This is a genomic window from Sorangium sp. So ce836 (assembly GCF_028553905.1).
GTDB classification, from domain to species: Bacteria; Myxococcota_A; Polyangia; order Polyangiales; family Polyangiaceae; genus Sorangium; species Sorangium cellulosum_D.
Genome location: NZ_CP102233.1, coordinates 2927433 through 2939744, shown reverse-complemented (window position 1 = coordinate 2939744; position 12312 = coordinate 2927433). Strand labels below are relative to the sequence as shown.

General features: G+C 72.3%; 9 protein-coding genes. 2 read left to right on the top strand and 7 right to left on the bottom strand.

Annotated elements, in window-relative coordinates; genetic code table 11:
* Positions 1–17: 17 nt before the first annotated feature.
* Positions 18–2117 carry a GMC family oxidoreductase gene (locus tag NQZ70_RS10575; RefSeq protein ID WP_129574107.1) on the top strand — a complete coding sequence of 700 codons (2100 nt, stop codon included), beginning with the start codon at positions 18–20 and terminating at the stop codon, positions 2115–2117.
* Here NQZ70_RS10575 and NQZ70_RS10570 read toward each other — a convergent pair.
* The 7 genes from NQZ70_RS10570 to NQZ70_RS10540 form a co-directional block, all read right to left on the bottom strand.
* Positions 2106–2840, bottom strand: coding sequence for an ABC transporter ATP-binding protein (locus NQZ70_RS10570; RefSeq protein ID WP_129574106.1), 735 nt, complete (start codon positions 2838–2840; stop codon positions 2106–2108). The genes NQZ70_RS10575 and NQZ70_RS10570 overlap by 12 nt on opposite strands.
* An 8-nt stretch (positions 2841–2848) precedes the next feature.
* A complete protein-coding gene (locus NQZ70_RS10565) occupies positions 2849–5005 on the bottom strand; it encodes an ABC transporter permease (RefSeq protein WP_129574105.1) in 2157 nt (718 codons plus the stop codon).
* Positions 5002–6717: a lysine--tRNA ligase gene (gene lysS / locus NQZ70_RS10560; protein WP_129574104.1), complete on the bottom strand. Its 1716-nt coding sequence runs from the start codon at positions 6715–6717 to the stop codon at positions 5002–5004. The genes NQZ70_RS10565 and lysS overlap by 4 nt, the downstream gene beginning before the upstream one ends.
* Positions 6714–7857, bottom strand: a protein-coding gene (prfB, locus tag NQZ70_RS10555) for a peptide chain release factor 2 (RefSeq protein ID WP_129574103.1) whose coding sequence is annotated in 2 segments (ribosomal slippage) — positions 6714–7787 and positions 7789–7857 — 1143 coding nt in all. Because the reading frame shifts where the segments join, the coding sequence is not laid out codon by codon here. Before prfB ends, lysS begins: the two co-directional genes overlap by 4 nt.
* A 93-nt stretch (positions 7858–7950) precedes the next feature.
* Complete coding sequence (locus NQZ70_RS10550) at positions 7951–8424, bottom strand: hypothetical protein (protein WP_129574102.1); 474 nt, start codon at positions 8422–8424, stop codon at positions 7951–7953.
* A 278-nt stretch (positions 8425–8702) separates the two neighbouring features.
* Positions 8703–9230: a hypothetical protein gene (locus NQZ70_RS10545; RefSeq protein ID WP_129574101.1), complete on the bottom strand. Its 528-nt coding sequence runs from the start codon at positions 9228–9230 to the stop codon at positions 8703–8705.
* A 56-nt stretch (positions 9231–9286) separates the two neighbouring features.
* The gene (locus NQZ70_RS10540) at positions 9287–11011 is read right to left on the bottom strand and encodes a DUF885 domain-containing protein (RefSeq protein ID WP_129574100.1); all 1725 of its coding nucleotides are present in this window, start codon (positions 11009–11011) and stop codon (positions 9287–9289) included.
* 114 nt (positions 11012–11125) lie between these two features.
* Between NQZ70_RS10540 and NQZ70_RS10535 the strand changes: the two genes are divergently transcribed.
* Entirely contained in the window at positions 11126–12274 is a 1149-nt protein-coding gene (locus NQZ70_RS10535; RefSeq protein ID WP_129574099.1) for a S1C family serine protease, read from the top strand.
* The last annotated feature ends 38 nt before the right edge of the window (positions 12275–12312 follow it).

Below are 12312 nucleotides of genomic sequence, written 5' to 3'. Positions count from 1 at the left end.
GAGGGGCTCGGACGACCATGACCCTGGGATTGGACCTCGATTTCAGGCGCTGGCCCGCGCTAGAGCGGCTGGAGCGGAAGGAGCGCCGGCCCGGGACGGCGCAGCAGGCGGAGGGCGGCGCGGGGAGCGCGCCCGCGGCAGGGGGGCGGCCGGGCGCGGAGCCGTCGCTCTCGGAGCGGGAGCTGCGCGTCGCCGCCGCGCTCGCCGAGGCGGCGATGCCGCCCGGCCGCTTCCTCGAGGGTGCCGGCGCGGCGACCGCCGCCCGCCTCGCGGCCTTCCTGGCGACGATCCCGCCGCACCTGGCGCAGGGGCTGCGCGCGGCGCTGTGGGCGATCGAGCTCGCGCCGGTGCCGACTCGGCTCAGGCCGCTGTCGGCGCTGCCGCTCGAGGAGCGGATGGAGGTGCTCCGCGGCTTCGAGCAGAGCCGGGCGCTGGCGCTGCGCTCGCTGCTCCGCGCCGTGCTCACGCCGCTCCGGTTCCTCCACTACGACCGGCCCGAGATGTTCGAGCACGTGGGCTGCCGCTACGAGCTGCCCACGGTGCGCGACGAGAGCCCCCGCTGGCTGGCGCAGGTGACGAACGGGCGCGAGGTCGAGGAGGACCTGGAGCTCGAGTGCGAGGTGCTCGTGATCGGCACCGGGGCCGGCGGCGCGGCCGCCGCCTACGAGCTCGCGTCGCGGGGGCACGCGGTCCTGATGCTGGAGGAGGGCGACTACCACCGCCGCTCGAGCTTCACCGGCCGGCCGGCGCGCGCGTACCGGGAGATGTACCGCGACCACGGGCTCGACATGGCGATCGGCAACGTGGGGATCCCGGTGTTCGCGGGGCGCGCCGTCGGAGGGAGCACCGTGATCAACTCCGGGACCTGCTACCGCGCGCCGGAGAGCACCTTCGCGTCGTGGCGGGACGGCGTGGGGCTGCCGGCGGAGTTCTCGTCCGAGGGGCTCGCGCCCTACTACGAGCGCGTCGAGCGGATGCTCCAGGTCGCCCCCGCCGATCCGCTGCACCTCGGGGCGATCGGGCCGATCATCCGGCGCGGCGCGGAGCGGCTCGGCCTCCAGCACGGGCCGCTCCAGCGCAACGCGCCGGACTGCGACGGACAGGGGATCTGCTGCTTCGGCTGCCCGACCGGGGCCAAGCGCTCGACCGACGTGAGCTACGTGCCCGAGGCGCTGAAGCGGGGCGCGCAGCTCATCACGGCGGCGCGCGTCAGGGCGATCGACGTCGTGGCGGGCCGCGCGCGCGGGGCGACGGCCGTGCTCGGCGGCGACACGAGGGCCGGCGGAGGCGGCCGCGCGGCCGGCGGCGCGAGGCGGCGGCGGCCGCGGCTCGTGGTCAAGGCGGAGGCCGTCGTGGTGGCCGGCGGCGCGCTGATGACGCCGCTCTTGCTGCGCCGGAGCGGGGCGTGCCTCTCGAGCGGCATGCTGGGGAAGAACCTGTCGATCCACCCGGCGTCCAAGGTGATGGCGCTCTTCGACGAGCGGGTCGACCAGTGGCGAGGCATCCCGCAGGGCTACCAGATCGACCACTTCGCCGACGAAGGGCTGATGTTCGAGGGGGGCTCGCTCCCGTTCGACGTCGCCGCGCTGGCCGTGCCGTGGACGGGGCGGCGCTACACCGAGCTCATGGAGCGGTACCCGCACCTCGCGACGTTCGGGTTCATGATCAAGGACACGAGCCGCGGCGAGGTTCGGCCCGGGCTCGGCGGCACGCCGCTCGTGCTCTACACGATGAACCCGGAGGACGTCGCGAGGATGCAGCGCGGGATCGAGCTGCTCTGCGAGGTGTTCCTGGCCGCGGGGGCGCGGCGCGTGCTGCCGCTCGTCGCCGGCTGCGACGAGGTGAACGGCCCGGAGGACCTCGAGCGGCTCAAGGGGCGGCAGATCAAGGCCGGGGACATCGACGTGGCCGCGTTCCACCCGCTCGGGACGTGCCGCATCGGCGTCGATCCGCGGTCGTCGTGCCTCGGGCCGGACCACCAGGCGCACGACGTCGCTGGGCTCTACGTGTGCGACGGGAGCGCGATCCCCTCGTCGCTCGGCGTGAACCCGCAGATGACCATCATGGCCATGTCGCTGCGCGCGGCCGAGCTCCTGAGCGAGCGGCTATCCGGCTGAGCCGCCGCGGTACCCGGCGGCCGCGGCGCGCTCGCTGCCGATGCGGTCGCTCTCGATGGCCCCGTCGCGCATCGTCACCACGCGCGGCATCGACTCGGCGAAGCTGAGGTTGTGCGTCACCACGACGACCGTGGTGCCGTGCTTGCGGTTCATCTCGAAGAACAGCTGGTGGATCGAGTCGCTCGTCGCGGTGTCGAGGTTCCCGGTCGGCTCGTCGGCGAGGAGCAGCTTCGGCGACAGGACGAGCGCGCGCGCCAGGGCCACCCGCTGCTGCTCGCCGCCCGACAGCTCGCCCGGCCGGTGCGTCGCGCGCGCGGCGAGCCCGACCTCGGCGAGCAGCGCGCGCGCGAGCGGCTCCATCTCGCGGCGGGTCTTCCCCTGGATGAGGCCGGGCATCATCACGTTCTCGACCGCGTTGAACTCGGGGAGCAGGTGGTGGAACTGGAAGACGAAGCCGATCATCCGGTTCCGGATCGCCGCGAGCCGCGAGCTCGGCATGCCGGTGAGCTCGTCGCTGCCGAGGCGGATGCGGCCGCTCGTCGGGAGGTCCAGCGTGCCGATGCAGTGGAGGAACGTGCTCTTGCCGGCCCCGGAGGGGCCCACGAACGCCACGACCTCGCCCTGGTTGATCACGATATCGATGCCGCAGAGCACGTGGAGCTCGCGCCCCATGTGAACGAACGTCTTGCGGAGATCTTCGACGACGACGAGCGGAGTGGACATGGAGGGGTTTACTCGTAGCGGAGCCCGTCGACCGGAGAGAGCTTCGAGGCGGCGCGGGCCGGGTAGAGGGTGGCGATCGTGCAGATGAGCAGCGCCGCGACCGCGACTATCGCATAGTCGGAGCCGTTCACGTTCACGGGCAGCCGGTCGATGTAATAGACGTCCGGATCGAGCCGGACGCCGAACCAGGACAGGCCCGTGCAGACCGCCAGCGCGGTGCCGACACCGTAGACGGTGCCGATCGCGCCGATGATGACGCCCTCGAGCATGAACACGCGCATCACCGCGCTGTCCGAGGCCCCGAGCGCCTTCAGGACGGCGATCTCCTTGCCCTTCTCCGTCACCATGAGGAGCAGCGTGCAGACGATGCAGAAGCTCGCGACCGCGATGGCGATGGACAGGATGATGAACGTCGCGATCTTCTCCAGCTTGAGCGCGCTGAAGAGGCTCTTGTTGCTCTCGATCCAGTCGCGGACGCGGAGCTGCGGGGGCGGCTTGCCGCCCTCGGGCGCCTCGTCGAGCGCGGCGCTCGCGGCGACCGCCGCCTCGACGGCCGGGCGGACATCCTGCACCCGCTCGGGATCCGGGATCCGGATGTCGATGTGGGTGATCTTGTCCTCGAGGCCGAAGAACTTCTGCGCCTCGTCGAGCAAGACGTACGCGTGCGAGACGTCGTACTCGTACATGCCGCTGTAGAAGATCCCCGCGACGCGGAACTTGCGGGAGCGCGGCATCACGCCGGTGGGACCGAGCTCGCCCACCGGCGAGAGGAGGGTCACCTCGTCCCCGACGAGCACGTGGAGCGACTTCGCGAGCTCGCGGCCGATGACGACGCCCGGGTACACGCGCGTCTGCCGCTTCAGGTAGTCGCGCACCGACGGGTCGACGTCCGGCGGCTGGCGGAAGTCGGGCCCCTTGAAGTACGGCTCCCCGCCCGGGCCCCGGCCGATGATCTCCTCCGGCGGCAGGCTCGTCAGCTTCTCGGGATCGCGCAGGTAGTCGAAACTGCCGACCTCGATGTTCTTCTTGAGATCGATGACCTGCCCGATCGTGTCCGGATCGATGCCGCGGACGATGGCGCCGGCGGTGTTCGAGGCGCTGGAGCCCATCGCCTCGCCGGCCGCGACCGGCGTCGCCGCGCCCCCGTAAGGAGCGAGCGCGACGCGCACCTTGGTGAGCTTGTCGTCCCAGTTGCCGAAGCCGCCGGGCCGGGTGGCGTCGACGACCATGTGCGCGTTGTTGCCGAGGATCTTGCGCTTCAGGTCGGCGCCGAAGCCGCCCATGATGCTCGTCACCGAGCACAGGGAGCACGAGCTGACGGCGACCCCGGCCATCGACAGGACCGAGATGACCGTGAGAAAGCCGCTCTTCGAGGCGCGCACGTGGCGCGCGCCCACGTGGGGCACGAAGCTCCGGCGCTCGAGCGCGTCGAGGGCGAGCGGCAGGAGCGCCGACAGCACGAAGAACAGGAAGACCGTGCTGGAGACGAGCGCGGCGAAGCGGATGATCTGATCGGTGGGGTTGTGCGACGCGAACCGCCCGACGGGCATCCTGGCCGTGAGCGCCGCGGTGACGCTGAACGTCACGCCCACGAGCGCGCCCCACCACCAGCCGAGCGCGCGGTAGAGCCCCTTGCGCACGGGGCGGGTCCCGGCGATCGCGTAGCCCACGCCCGCGGCGATCAGAACCCCGGCGAGGAGCCATTTCAGGGTCGGATGGAGCGGAAGGACCGCGAGCCAGACGACGGCCACCGCGAGCGCGGCCACGAGGCAGATCACGCCCAGCGCCCTGACGAACGCGCGGACCTTGGGCCCTCGCGCGCCGAACACCCGCCAGCCGAGGCCGGTCGCGGTCACGAGCAGCAAGGCGACGCCCGCCCCGGCCAGCGCGCCGAGGGCGCCGCCGATCATCTCGGGGTTGCTGGCGACGACCACGCCGACGAGCCCGAGGGCCTTCGCTCCCCCGCCGGACGTGAGGAGCGTGAGCGCCAGCAGGCCGCCGCCCGCGAGCGCGAGCACGAGCCCGACGCGCGCGACGACGGGGCGCCGCGGCTCCAGCTCGCCCTTCTTGTCGAAGCGGGTGTAGCCGCGCCAGGCGAGCAAGAGGACACCCAGCGCGACGGCGGCGAGCAGCGCGGCCTGCAGGGGTCGGGAGAGCTCGATCACGCGTCGGTCTCGGGGCGGAGGAGGGGGAACAGGATGACGTCGCGGATGGATGTCGCGCCGGTGAGGAGCATCGTCAGGCGGTCGACCCCCATGCCGAAGCCCGCCGTCGGCGGGAGGCCGTGCTCCAGGGCGCGGACGTAGTCGGCGTCGTAATCCATCGCCTCCTCCTCGCCCCGCGACTTCTTGGCGACCTGCGCGCGGAAGCGCGCGTCCTGGTCCTCGGGGTCGTTGAGCTCGCTGAAGGCGTTGCAGAGCTCGCGGCCCTCGATGAAGAGCTCGAAGCGGTCGACCAGCGAGGGATCGCTGTCCTTCTTGCGCGCGAGCGGGGAGACCTCGAAGGGATAGTCGATGATGAAGACGGGGACGCTCTTGTCGCCCGCCTCGGTGCGGTAGTCCTTCGTGAGGAACGGCTCGACCACGTACTCGTAGGCGCAGAAGACGAGCTCGCCGGGCGACTCGCACTTCTTCGCGCCCGCGCGGAAGTTCGTCCAGTCGATCTCGCGCCCGCTCGCCTTGGCGGCCTTCGCCCACTCCTTGATCGGCGCGTCGTCCGCGGCGACGCGCTGCGGGACGTCGGCAGGGAGCCCCGCCTTGGCCAGGGCGCGGGCGAGCCCCTCGGCCATGGGGACGCGCGCGAAGCGCTCGAGCGAGAACGCGCGCTGGGAGGCCCAGGCCGCGTGCTCGGCCGGGAGCCGCTCGGCGAGGCGGGCGTCGACGTGGCGGAGCATCGCCTCGGTCGCGTCCATCAGGGTCTCGTACGTCGCGTACGCCTGGTAGTACTCGAGCATCGTGAACTCGGGGTTGTGCCGCGTCGACAGCCCCTCGTTCCGGTAGCAGCGCGCGATCTCGTAGACGCGCTCGAAGCCGCCGACCACGAGCCGCTTCAGGAAGAGCTCGGGCGCGATGCGCATGAAGAGCTCGAGATCGAGCGCGTTGTGGTGGGTCTTGAACGGCTTCGCGGCCGCGCCGCCGACGAGCGTGTGCATCGTCGGGGTCTCGACCTCGAGGAAGCCGCGCGCGTCGAGGAACTCGCGCAGCGCGGCGACGATCGCGCTGCGGGCGCGGAAGACCCCCGCCACGTGCGGGTTGGCCACGAGGTCGACGTACCGCATGCGGTAGCGCGACTCGACGTCCTTGAAGCTCGTCTTGGTCGGCAGCGGGCGGTAGGCCTTCGTGAGCAGCCGGAGGCGCTCTGCGCGGATCGAGAGCTCCCCCTTCTGCGTGGCCATCGCGACGCCGTGGGCCTCGACGAAGTCGCCGAGATCGATGTCCTCCAGCCGCTCGAAATCGGCGAGGCCCCCCTGCTCGCAGTAGAGCTGGAGCTCGCCGGTCCGATCGCGCAGCCGCACGAAGGTGACGCCGCCGAACGAGCGCACGAAGAGGACCCGGCCCGCGACGCGGAACGGGATCGGCTCGACGCGCGCCGGGTCGTAGCGATCCGCGGCGGCGGGCCGGTCCGGCGCCGCGCCCTCCGGCCTGGGCTCGGCCGCGGCCCGCGCCGCGTCGAAGCGGGCGCGGACGGCGGCGAGCTCGGTGAGCGGCTCGCCCGTCGTGACGTCGTTGGCGAACGGGTTCTCGCCGCGGGCGCGGAGGCGGGCCGCCTTCCCCTTGCGGGTGGCGATCAGCGTCTCCTCGGCGCGCGCGGCCTCGGCGGCCTCTTTCGCTAGCCGCTCGCTCTTCTTGTCGTTCGGTCGGTCTTTTTGCTGGCTCACGGAGCGTCGTCCTCCGCGACCGAGCCGCCCTTCCTGAGCGAGCCGCCGGCCGCGGCGAGCAGATAGGCCTCGATGAAGCCCTCGAGATCGCCGTCGAGGACGGCGTCCACGTCGGTGGCGTCGGTGGAGGTGCGGACGTCCTTGACGAGCCGGTAGGGCGCGAGGACGTAATTCCTGATCTGGCTGCCGAAGTTGATGGCGCTCTTCGCGGCGTTGTAGGCCTGGACCTCGGCCTCCCGCTTCTGGAGCTCCATCTCGTACAGCTTGGCCTTGAGGACCTTCATCGCCATCGCGCGGTTCTGGTGCTGGCTGCGCTCGGCGCGGCAGACGATGTTGAGGCCGGTCGGGATGTGGCGCAGGCGAACGGCGGTCTCCACCTTGTTCACGTTCTGCCCGCCCTTGCCGCCGGCGCGCATCGTCGTGATCTCGATGTCCTTCTCGTTGACCTGGATGTTGATCTCGTCGTCGCTGTCCGGGGTGACCTCGACGGCGGCGAACGCGGTCTGGCGCGTGTGATCGGCGTTGAACGGGCTCATCCGCACCAGGCGATGGACCCCTGCCTCGGAGCGCAGGTACCCATAGGCGGCGTCGCCGGTCACCGTGAAGGTCACGGCGTCGATGCCGGCCTCGTCGCCGTCCTGGTAGTCGATGATCTCCGTCTTGTAGCCACGGCGCTCGCAGAAGCGCAGGTACATGCGGAGGAGCATGGACGCCCAGTCCTTCGCGTCGGTGCCGCCGGCGCCCGGGTGGATGCTGACGATGGCGTTGCCGCGGTCGGCGGGGCCGGACAGCATGCGATCGAGCTCGGCCTTCCGCAGGCGCGCGGCGATGGCGTCGGCCTGCGCGTCGGCGTCGGCGATGACGCCCTCGTCGCCCTCGGCGGCGCCGAGCTCGAGGTACTCCGAGAGATCCTCGATCTCACGGCCGAGCTTCTGCGCCATCTCGAGCTTCGACTCGACCTGGGCGCGCTTGCGGAGGACGGCTTGGGCTTTTTCCTGATCGTTCCAGAACCCGGACGACAGCGTCGTCTGGGTCAGGTCCTGGAGCATCCGTTCGAGCTTAGGGACGTCAAAGATGCCCCCTTAGCGCCTCAAAGCGCCGTTTGATGTCCAGGACTTTCTCGCGGGTCTCGGAGAGCATGGCCGGGGATCTATTCGATCTGGGCGGCGATCGCCAGGAGAGACCGCCCCGCGCGCGGCGGCCGCGGCGGCCCGCGCCGCGGGCGCCGGCGGCTCAAGCCGGGGTCGGCCCGGGGACAGGCCGCTGGAAGGCCCGACGGATCGCGGGCCACGATCGCCGAGATCTCCTCGCTCGGCGCGAGCCCGCCACCACGTCTCGGATCGTCCTCAGGGAGATCGGCGGAGGCGCCGCCGGGCTGCTCAGCGCACCGTCGAGGTAACGGCCCAGGAGCTCGGTCAGCGCCACGGCGGTGATCGCGTTGGAGAAGAGACCGGCGACCGGGACGAGGCCGAGCGTGAAGTTGGCGAAGAGCCGCACTGCCGCTCCGCCCCAGATGATCTTGCTCACCTGAAGCCACGGAGCCCTGAGGAGCGGCACGCCCCGCGCCCGCGTCAGCGACACGGAAAAGCAGTAATGGATGGGAACCACGATCAGCTCGTCTGCGCCGGGAATGGGCTGCGTGACGAAGCTCACCACCGCCGTGATGGCGGAATACTTGTTGGTCAGTCGGCGGATCTTCGGTTCCATCGACCATATATACGGCGCGGCGTTGGCCACCGGGAGGCCGGACGAGCCCGCTGGGCCCTGCCCGCGACGCGCGAAGTCGAGGACGAACCGCGCTCGACCGGGGCGCAGCGCGGGAGTCGCCGCGGCCCCGATCGCGGGTCTCGGCGCTCTGCGCGAGCGCGCGGCGAAGCGAGATCTCCCCGGAGCAACTCTGCAGATCGGCGTTCGAGCCAGCGCGAGCCGCGGGGAGCCCGATCCCCGCTCTCCCCTGGAAGGCGGCGTCTCCAGCGCCGCCGGCGCTACGGATCGAGCCCTTCCCTGCAGGCGGCCCTGAGCTCGGCGAGCGCGGCGACGAGCGACTCCCGCTCGCTGCGCCACGCCGGCGACGCGTCCTCGGCGTCGCGCAGGCGGAGGTGCTCGCGGGCCTCGTCCCAGAGCGGGCGCGACGGCTCCAGCGGGGGCACGCGCCGGCGCACGGCGTCCGTCAGGCGGAGCACGCGCTCGACGCGGGACAGCGCCTCGCCGAGCGGCACCTCGCCAGCCTTGCAGCGCCGGAGCAGGCCGCACTCGTAGCTGCTGCACACGGAGAAGCGCGTCTCGTAGACGGTGCACTTCCGGTCGCGGTGGCACGGGCACGGCAGCCTGAAGGCGTCGTGGTACTGGTTGCACGCGAGCGGCAGGCGCAGCTTCTCGGCGAGCGGGAGCTCGTGCTCCTCGAGCGGCGCGACGTCGAAGAGCAGCCCCGTGCAGCACAGGCCGCACGCGGTGCACAGGTCCGAGCCGCTCGGCCGCGCCTCGGGGATCTCGCTCGCCGGGGGAGAGCTCACCCGCCTCGATTGGCACGCGCGCGGCCGCGCGTCGAGCCGATCGAGGCGAGCGCGACTCAGCGCAGCGCCCCGTCCTCCGTGCCCTCGAGGACGATCTCGCGCAGGTGGTCGAGCCCGACCGAGCCCGAGCCGATCACCTTGGCGTGAAACGCCTTCAGATCGAAGGCCTCGCCCTGCCGGCGCCGCAGCTCCTCGCGCAGCTCCAGGACGACCCGCTCGCCGACCTTGTACGAGATCGCCTGCCCCGGCCAGCCGAGGTAGCGCGTCGCCTCGCTGTGCGCGAGATCCAGCGTGAGGAAGGCGCGGCGGTGGAGGTACTCGACCGCGATCTCGTAGCTCCACGGCTCCCCGGCGTGGAGCGGGGCGTGCCGGGGGATCGGCAGGTCGAGGTGCATGCCGATGTCGAGGACGACGCGGTAGGCGCGCGTGAGCTTGCCCGCGAGCATCCCGAGCACGTAGTCGGGGCGCTCGAAGTAGCCGAGCTCGTGCATCAGCTGCTCGGCGTAGAGCGCCCACCCCTCGGCGAAGCCGGAGCACGTCACCAGGAAGCGGTGGAGCCGGCTCAGCCGGTCCTCGAGGTGCACCTGGAGCGCGCACTGCAGGTGATGGCCGGGGAAGCCCTCGTGGTACGCCGTGGTGATCTCCTCGTAGAGCGGGAACCGCTGCTTGTCGCCGGCGGCGTACCAGACGGTGCCGGGCCGCTTGAAGCCGTCGCTCGGGGGCATGTAGTACGCGCCGAGCGCGCCGCCCGGCGGCGCCAGCTTCACCTCGATGTGGCGGATGGGCTCGGGGATGTCGAAATGGACGCCGTCGAGCTCGGCGAGCGCCTTCCGCTGGCGCTCGGACACGAGGCGGAGAAACTCGTCGGCGCTGTGCGCGCACCGAGCGGGCTCGGTCATGAGCAGCTCGATCACGTCGGGCAGCGACGCGCCGGGGAGGATCTCGCCGGCGAGGCGCGCCATCCGGGCCTCGATGTCGTGCACCTCGGACCACCCCCAGGCGTAGGTCTCGATCGGATCGATGGTCGCGCCGAGGAAGCGGCGCGCCATGCGCAGATAACGCTCCTCGCCCACGGCGTCCGCGGCGCGCGCGCTCGGCAGGTACGTCTGCTCCAGGAAATCGGCGAACGCGCCGAACGCGGCGCGCGCCCGCGCGACGCCGGCGGCGAGGCGCGCGCGGCCGGCGTCCGTGGCGCAGCCGGACGCCTCGTAGGCGGCGGGCAGCGTGAGGAAGAACGACGCCTCGCCGACCTGGTAGCGCGCCTGCTCGATGACGGCGCGCACCTGGCGGCGCGCGACGACCTGGCCTGTTCGGCGCCCCTCCTCCAGCGACGTCCGGTAGCCGTCGAAGGCCCGCGGGAGCCCCTCCAGGCGCGACGCGATGGCCTCCCAGCCGGCCGCGCTGCGCACGTCCATGAGGTCGAAGACCACCCGGAGGTGCTGGAACGCCGACTCGATGTTGTTGAGGTCGCGCAGGTGCTCGCCGTGACGGAAATCGTCGAGCCGCTCGTCCAGGTAATCGGCCATCACACGGCGTGCGAGGCGGCCCCACCGCGCCTCCGGCCCGCGACCCGGGGGCGGCAGCGCCCGGAGCCTCTCCTCGAAGGACGCGACGGTCGAGGCCCAGGACGCGGCGCCGCTCGGGCTCCAGTCGTTCCAGGCGCCGTCGTCGCACGGGATGCCCGCCAGGGTGGCGTGGGCAGGACATTGTGCGGCGAAGGTTGCGACGAACTCGTCGCTGAGGGCGAAGATAGGATCGCGCGCGTCGTGGTCTTGGCTCACCGCGACAGCATAGGCGGCCGCGCCCGGAATTTCTTCGTGCACGCGAGACGACCCGTCGGGTCTTCGTTACGCTTGCGGAGAGAGGCCGCTCACGGGGCGGCCCCGGGGAGCGACATGAACCACCGCAGCCTGAAAGGCGAGCTCCACGACGACGACGGGCGCCCGAGCGCCGCCCCTCTCTCGCGTCCCCGGCCGCGGCGGTCCCGCTGGCCGCGCCTCTCCGGGCTCGTCGCCGCGGCGGCGCTCGCGGCGCTCGGCTGCGCCGGCTCAGCAGGCCGCCCGGCGAGCTCGGCGCCCCCGCCCGCCGCGATGACGCCGGCCCAGATCGCGGCGCGCGCCACGCCCGCGGTCGTGACGATCCGCGGCGACGGCTCGCTGGGGGCGGGCTTCCTCGTCCGCGAGGACGGCTGGATCGCGACGAACTTCCACGTCATCGCCGGCATCCCGGATCTCAAGGTCGTCCTCTGGGACCAGAGCGAGCACCCGGTGCTCGAGGTGCTCGCGTTCGACGAGGACCGGGATCTCGCGATCGTCCGGATCCACGCGCCGCGGAAGCTCCCGCTGCTGCCCCTGGGCGACAGCCGCGCGGTGCGCCCGGGCGATCCCGTGGTCGCGATCGGGCATCCGCTCGGCCTCGCGGACACCGTGTCGAACGGCCTCGTGAGCGCGGTCCGCGTGGTCGATCCCGCGCTGACGCTGCTGCAGATCTCCGCGCCGATCGCGCCGGGCTCCTCGGGCGGGCCGCTGTTCAACGAGCGCGGCGAGGTGATCGGCGTCGCCGCCGCGGTGGCGACGCAGGGGCAGAACCTCAACTTCGGCGTGCCCGCCGACTACCTCAAGCTGCTGCTCGTGCGCCCCGACCCGGTCCCGCTCTCGACGTTCGCGGCCGAGACGGCCGACGACGAGCAGGCGCTGCCGGCGGTCAAGCGCTCGGTGCCCCACCACGCGATCGCGATCCTCCGCGGCTGCACCGAGGGGGATCTCCTCGTGCTGGCGCGGACGATGGACGGCGCCATCCAGGTCGGCTCGCCGCTCTACAACCAGGGGGATTTCGCGTCCTGCTATCACATCTACGAGGGCGCCTCGCTCGACATGGAGCGCCGGCTCGGCCCCTCGTGCCGGGGCCCGAGGCAGGCGCTCGCCGAGGGCCGCCGCAAGGCCGCCGGGCTCGACGACAACGCCGCGCAGGCCTGGGCGATGCGCGACGCGTTCGACGGTCTCTTGGATGTGATCCTGCGCAAGGTGCACGGCGACATGCAGTGACCGGCGCGTCGCGGGGAGCGCCGCGCGGGGTGGCGACG